The sequence below is a fragment of the Acidiphilium sp. PM genome, assembly GCF_000219295.1.
Lineage (GTDB): Bacteria > Pseudomonadota > Alphaproteobacteria > Acetobacterales > Acetobacteraceae > Acidiphilium > Acidiphilium multivorum.
The window spans coordinates 1-6,580 of the sequence record NZ_AFPR01000448.1; the positions used below are offsets into that span (position 1 = coordinate 1).

The 6,580-nt window shown below is 69.9% G+C and carries 7 protein-coding genes; 2 read left to right on the forward strand and 5 right to left on the reverse strand.

Annotation, left to right across the window (positions count from 1 at the left end; translation table 11 throughout):
* Positions 1-2,438, reverse strand: a 2,438-nt coding sequence (locus tag APM_RS13545; RefSeq protein WP_007423929.1) for a xanthine dehydrogenase family protein molybdopterin-binding subunit, incomplete at its 3' end; no start/stop codon positions are given.
* Between the two features lie 121 nt (positions 2,439-2,559).
* Complete coding sequence (locus APM_RS13550) at positions 2,560-3,402, reverse strand: AraC family transcriptional regulator (RefSeq protein WP_007423930.1); 843 nt, start codon at positions 3,400-3,402, stop codon at positions 2,560-2,562.
* Positions 3,403-3,792: 390 nt separating this feature from the next.
* Between APM_RS13550 and APM_RS13555 the strand changes: the two genes are divergently transcribed.
* Together APM_RS13555 and panB are read left to right on the forward strand one after the other, a co-directional pair.
* The gene (locus APM_RS13555; protein ID WP_007423931.1) at positions 3,793-4,416 is read left to right on the forward strand and encodes a carbonic anhydrase; all 624 of its coding nucleotides are present in this window, start codon (positions 3,793-3,795) and stop codon (positions 4,414-4,416) included.
* A gap of 38 nt (positions 4,417-4,454) precedes the next feature.
* Positions 4,455-5,267 carry a 3-methyl-2-oxobutanoate hydroxymethyltransferase gene (gene panB / locus APM_RS13560; protein WP_007423932.1) on the forward strand — a complete coding sequence of 271 codons (813 nt, stop codon included), beginning with the start codon at positions 4,455-4,457 and terminating at the stop codon, positions 5,265-5,267.
* Between the two features lie 69 nt (positions 5,268-5,336).
* Here the strand turns inward: panB and APM_RS22060 are convergent, their stop codons facing one another.
* The 3 genes from APM_RS22060 to APM_RS13570 all read right to left on the reverse strand — a co-directional run.
* On the reverse strand, positions 5,337-5,480 hold the full coding sequence (locus tag APM_RS22060) for a hypothetical protein (protein WP_154653534.1): 144 nt from the start codon (positions 5,478-5,480) through the stop codon (positions 5,337-5,339).
* Positions 5,481-5,562: 82 nt separating this feature from the next.
* A complete protein-coding gene (gene rpsD, locus APM_RS13565; protein WP_007423933.1) occupies positions 5,563-6,177 on the reverse strand; it encodes a 30S ribosomal protein S4 in 615 nt (204 codons plus the stop codon).
* Positions 6,178-6,345: 168 nt separating this feature from the next.
* A partial coding sequence (locus APM_RS13570; RefSeq protein WP_007423934.1) for a hypothetical protein occupies positions 6,346-6,580 on the reverse strand: 235 nt, incomplete at its 5' end.

Genomic DNA, 6,580 nt, shown 5'->3' on the forward strand with positions numbered 1-6,580 from the left:
GCGGGGGGCGGCTCCGCCTCGCCGAGCAGGGCGCGCAGCCGCGACGGGGTCAGTGGCAGATGGAGTTCGGCAACGCCCAGCGCGTCGGCCACCGCATTGGCGATGCAGACCGGCGTGGACATGCAGTTCCCCTCGCCGACCCCCTTGGCGCCGAGCGGCGTGAAGGGGGATGGCGTTTCCTCGTGCAGGATCTCGATCGGCGGCACCTCGGTCGCGTAGGGCAGCATGTAGTCGGCGAAGGTGCCCGAGATGAACGCGCCGTCGTCGCCATAGGCCAGCTCCTCCAGCAGCGCCGCGCCGAGCCCCTGCGCGAACCCGCCGCGGATCTGCCCGTCGACCATCGCGGGATGCAGGATCGTGCCGCAATCATGCATGGTCACGTAGCGGTCGATCCGCACCCGGCCCGTCGCCCGCTCGATCTCGACGCCACAGAAATCGAAGATGAAGCCGTGGCAGAGCGAGGAATTCACCTCGTCCGCATCATTGGGCGCGGCGAGTTCGGGCGGTGTCCAGAATACGGTCTCGCGCAGCGTCTGGCCGAGTTCGGCATCGATCGTCCCGGGCGCCCAGTGGCCGGCGGCAGCGATGCGGCCGAAGGAGACGCCGTTGCCGGGATTGCCCGCGGCGAAGATCCGGCCTCCGGCGAAGCGGACCTCGCCGGCCTGCACGTTGAGCTGTCCGGCGGCGACCGCCGCAAGCCGGGCCCGCAGCCGCCGCGCCGCGAGCGCCGCCGTGCCCGCGACCGCCGGCGCGAAGCGGCTGGAATAATTGCCGGAGGCGATCGACCAGGCATCCCTGGCGGTATCGAGGTCGGTCACCACCATGATGTCCGCCGGATCGAGGCCGAACTCGTCGGCCACGACCTGGGCGAGCACGGTCCGGTGCCCCTGCCCCTGCGGCACCGAGGCGACATGGACCGAAACGCCGCCGAGCGGGTCGAGCGCCACCGTCGCGCTGGCCTGCGCGCCGTTCTTGGGCCCGGCGCGGCGCCGTTCCTCCGGCGTCAGCACCGTCGAGACATAGCCCATGTTGGAGACGCTGGGCTCGACCACCACGGCGAGCCCGATGCCGTACAGCCTCCCCGACGCCCTCGCCGCCGCGCGCCGTTCGAGCAGCGAGGCGTATCCTCCGGCGTCCAGCGCGCGGTCGAACGCGCCGCGGTAATCGCCGGAATCGTACAGCGCGCCGGTTGCCGTGCGATAGGGAAAGGCGCTGGCCGGAATCAGGTTTCGCCGCGTCACCTCGACCGGATCGAGCCCGAGCTCCACCGCGATCCGCTGCATCAGCCGCTCCAGCGGATAGTAGACCTGCGGGCCGCCGAAGCCGCGCACGAGGCCGGTCGGCGTCTTGTTGGTCGCCACCAACCGGTTGCGGATCCGCACGTTGCGGATGTCGTAGGCCCCGGTCATGTTGCCGTGCATGCGATAGAGGGTCGCGGGTTCCGGGGCGCGCAGATAGGCGCCGCAGTCTTCCAGCTGGTCCCAGTCCAGCGCGAGGATCCGCCCCTCGGCGTCGACGGCGGCGTGAAGGCGCGTCACCCGGTTGGTCGCCGACACCGACGCGGCGAGATGCTCCATCCGGTCTTCGATCCATTTCACCTGGCGCCCGGTCAGCCGGGCGCAGGCGGCCATCAGCACGACATAGGGCGCCACCCCCTGCTTGACGCCGAAACTGCCGCCGGAGTCCGGCGGCATCCGCAACCGCAAGCGGTTGCCCGGCACGTTGAGCGCGCGCGCCAGCACGGCATGGATGCTGAACGGCCCCTGGAAATTGGCCTGCACGTCGTAGGAATCGCCGTGCGCGTCATAGGTCGCGATCACGCCATAGGTTTCCATCGGCGCGCCGGTGTTGCGCGGATAGCGCGCGACGACGGTGATCCGGCGCGCCGCCGCCGCGAACGCCGCATCCGGATCGCCATAGGAAAAATGCCGCTCGTTCAGCAGGTTCCCCCCGACCGCCTCGTGCAGCACCGGCGCACCGGGCGCGAGCGCCGCCTCGGGATCGACGACGGGGTCGAGCAGGCGGTAGCGCACCCTGACGGCGTCCAGCGCGTCCTCGGCGATGTAGCGATCGGCGGCGATGGCGACGGCGACCGGCTCGCCCACGTAGCGCACGCGGTCGGTTGCCATCACCCGCGCCTCCGCCGGCACGCGCACGCTCGCGACCAGTGTGCCGGTGACGGGCACGAGATCCGCGCCGGTGATCACGGCAAAGACGCCGGGAATCGCCAGCGCCTCCCGGATATCGATCTCCTCGATCGCGGCGTGAGGGTGGGGCGAGCGCAGGATGGCGGCATGCGATGTGGCCGGGCCGACCGGCAGGTCGTCGATGAAACGTCCCCGCCCCGTCAGCAGGGCGGCATCCTCGATCCGCGGGAACGAACGACCGAGCGACTTCCGCGCCTGCGTGTCCATGCCTGTTTCCTCCTGCGTGTCCATGCCTGTTTCCTCCTGGCGCCGCGATCGCGGCACTCATCTCGGCCGGAGACTAGCGCCGCGAGACCGCGGCTGGCGACCGCATCGCGTCACGCGACTTTGCAAATCATCTCAAAATCGGCCGTCAGGCGGAGCGTAGCACGGCGCGGAACTCTCGCGGCGCGACGCTGACATGGTCGCGGAAAAAGCGGCTGAATTGCGCGGGCGCACCGAAGCCGAGGCGCTCGCCGATGTCGGCGAGGCTCTCATCCGCGTTCATCACCGCGTCGACCGCGCGCTCGACCCGCAGCATGTTGAGGAAGACCAGCGGCGTCACGCCGGTCGAACGCTCGAACAGCCGGAAGAAATGCGCGCGCGACAGGCCGGCCTGCCGGGCCATCCGCTCCATGCCCGGCACGCCGCCGGGATCCGCCCTCATCGCGTCGATCGAGCGGCGCACCCGATGGTCGATCGAGGCGCGGCCGGCCGCCTCGATCAGCATCGCCCGCCGGTCCCGCAAGGACCCGAAGCGCGCGACGACGCGAATCATCAGCTCGGAGAGCAGGGCCTCGCGCGCCGCCGCCTGCATCGTCGGGTCGACCATCGCGTCGGCGAGATCGTGGGCCAGCCGGCGGATGCCGGCATCGATGCGGCCCGCCGAGGCGGGGAAAAATCCCGGCGCTCCCGGCGCGATCCGGTCCGCCTGCACCAGCCGGAGCCAGGACGGGTCGATATACAGCGCCAGAATCAGCGCATTGCGCCGTGATGGATCGTGCACATAGGCATGCGGCTCCCAGGCGTTCACCAGCACGGCAAGGTCATCGGTCAGCGGCGCCAGGCTCGAACCGACCGCGAACCTCGTGTCGTCCCCGCCCAGCTTGAGCAGGACGTGGCAATGCGGATGGGCATGGCGCACCAGGCTGCGGTCCATGTCGAGCAAGGCGACCCGGCCAAAGTCGCCATGGGCGATCCGCAGCGCACGCGACACGTTCAGCCCTCCTCGAAACGGGCGCCGCAACCGCAACCGATCATGGGCCATGATGAAAGTTTCACGCGCGCCAGTTTCTCGATCGCCCCTCGCCTGTCAACGGCGCGAGGCCCGGCGCGACGCGATGACGCCAGCGGTCAGCGATGTCCGCAGCGGATGCGGCCCCCGATCTGCCAGGGTGCGATCCGCCAGGGTGTCGACGAGGTGCAGACGCCATTTCGGAGAGCCGCGAACGCAGATGGGGAAAACCGGTCGATGATGGGCCGTCCAGGACCAGGCGTCTTTCCGTCGGGACGGCGAAGGCGGCCACGTCGCGTCACGATATGAGACGATGTTTGCCGCAGCGCGGCATGGATGATAAGCGGAACGCTGTCTTGAGGAGGGGCCCGGATGGAAGAGCTTCTGGCAGGGTATCGACGGTTCCGCGCGGCGCGCTGGCCGGCGCAGCGGGAAACCCTGGAGGCCCTGGCGCGCGACGGGCAGAAGCCGCACACGCTGGCGATCGCCTGCTGCGATTCCCGCGTCGCGCCGGAGATGATCTTCGACTGCGCCCCCGGCGACGTGTTCACGGTGCGCAATATCGCCAATCTGGTGCCGCCCTACGCGCCGGACACCGCCAATCACGGCACCTCGGCGGCGCTGGAATTCGCGGTGCGGGTGCTGCGGGTGCGGCGCATCGCGGTGATCGGCCATTCCTCCTGCGGCGGCATCGCGGCGCTGCTGCACGAACCCCCGCCCGAGGCGCGCGACTTCGTGGCGAACTGGGTGCGGATCGCCGAACCCGCCCGCAAGCGCGCCGTGCGCTTCGCCGATGACCCGGTGGAAGCCGCCCGCCGCGCCGAAATCGAAAGCGTGCGGGTCTCGCTCGAGAATCTCATGACCTTCCCCTGGATCGCCTCCGCGCACAACGCGGGCGAACTCGGCGTCTATGGCTTCTATTTCGACGTTCCGAGCGGCACGCTGCGCGAGGTGACGGCGGAGGGCGAGCGGCTGATCACCGAGGGCGCGGGCTGAGCCCGAGCGCGCGCAGGCACGCCCCAGCACAGAAAGGCATGGCGATGGAAACGGCAGATCGGAAGGCCGACCGCAAATCGATCGGATCGTGGGAACGCGCGAAGCGCAACGGCGAGCGCCGCGCGCTGATCACCGCCTATGATTATCCGTTCGCGAAACTCGCCGAGGCCGCCGGGATCGACGGCATCCTGATCGGCGATTCGCTGGGAATGACCGTCCAGGGCGAGCGCGACACGCTGCGGGTGACGCTGGAGCAGATGGTCTATCACACCGGCATGGTCGCGCGCGGCGCGCCCGCCTGCCTGATCATGGCCGACCTGCCCTTCGGCAGTTTCGAGGCCGGCCCTGCCCAGGCCTTCGCGAGCGCCGCCCAGTTGCTCAAGGCGGGGGCGGACATCGTCAAGCTCGAGGGCGGGGCGGCGATGGTCGAGACCGTCGGCTTCCTTTCCGCCCGCGCCGTGCCCGTCTGCGCGCATATCGGCCTGACGCCGCAGCATGTCCGCCAGCTCGGCGGCTTCCGCAAGCAGGGCAAGACCGAGGACGCGGCGGCGCGAATGATCGAGGACGCCGCCGCCCTCGCCGAGGCCGGCGCGCGGATGGTGCTGATGGAAGCGATCCCGGCCGGACTCGGCGCCGAGATCACCAGGCGGGTGCGCGTGCCCACCATCGGCATCGGCGCCGGCAACGGGACCGACGCGCAGATCCTGGTGATGCACGACGTTCTGGGGCTGACCGGCGGCTATGTTCCGGGCTTCGCCAAGGTGTATGCCGACGGGGCGCGGATGGTGCGCGAGGCGATCGGCGCCTATGCCGAAGAGGTCCGCACCGGCATCTTCCCGCCCGCCCAATAGGCCTCGATCAGCCGGCCGAGATCCTCCGATCCGGCGGGCAGGAGCGGAACCGGGCGATTGGCGGCCGGTTCAGCGGCCCTGCTGCGGGATCTCGATATAGGTCTTGCCGGAACCCGCCGCGCCGCCGCCGGACCCGAACAGGCCGCAGCCGGCCAGGCTGCCGGCCAGCGCCAGCGCGAGGGCCAGGCCGATGATGCGCTTCGTCGTGTTCATGCCGCCTCTCCTTGTGCCAAAACGAAACGGGGCCCATACCCGATGCGGATATAGGCCCCGAGACTTCAAACCGGAAGCAGGGTCAGCGCGAGTAGAACTCGACGACCAGGTTGGGTTCCATCTGCACCGGATAGGGAACGTCGGCCAGCTTCGGCGCGCGGGCGAAGGTGCCCTTCATCGCGCGGTGGTCGACCTCGATATATTCCGGCACGTCGCGCTCGGCGCTCTGCACCGAGTCGAGCACCATGGCGAGCTGCTTCGACTTCTCGCGCACCTCGACGACATCGCCGTCACGCACCTGGTACGACGAGATGTTGACGCGGCGGCCGTTGACGAGAACGTGGCCGTGGCTGACGAACTGGCGCGCGGCGAACGGGGTGATCGCGAACTTCATGCGATAGACCACCGCATCGAGCCGGCGCTCGAGCAGCTCGATCAGGTTCTCGGAGGTGTCGCCCCGGCGGCGCACCGCCTCCTCGTAATACTTGTAGAACTGCTTCTCGCTGATATTGCCGTAATAGCCGCGAAGCTTCTGCTTCGCCATCAGCTGCACGCCGAAGTCGGACGGCTTCTTGCGGCGCTGGCCATGCTGGCCGGGGCCGTATTCGCGCTTGTTGATCGGGGATTTCGGCCGGCCCCAGAGATTCACGCCAAGGCGGCGGTTGATCTTGTACTTGCTTTCGGTACGCTTGGTCATGCGTGCCGCACTCCTTCTTGTTGACGCGGACGTGCCGCTGATGTTGCACCGGTAGGTTCCGCCGCGCATGCGCGACGGAACGGGCGCGCACCCCGAAGGTGCGTCCACGTTCCCGGCCATGCCGGTCCGCATAGAGAGGCGGCCGCCGAATGTCAAATCCGCGGCGGCTCAGAGCGCAAGCGCCGCCGGGTCCCGCACCCAGCGCGGCACGCTGCCGACAAGATCGAGGCTGATCCGCCGCGCCGGGCGGCCGAGCAGCAGTTCCGCGGTCCCGCCGCTCCACATCCCGCGATCGCCCTCGTCCGGGCGGTACCAGCCCGCACCGTGCCAGACCGGCAGGCGCACGCCGTCGGCTTCCAGCGCGGCGGCGCAGATGCCGAGCCGCCGCCGGTCCTCCGACGCG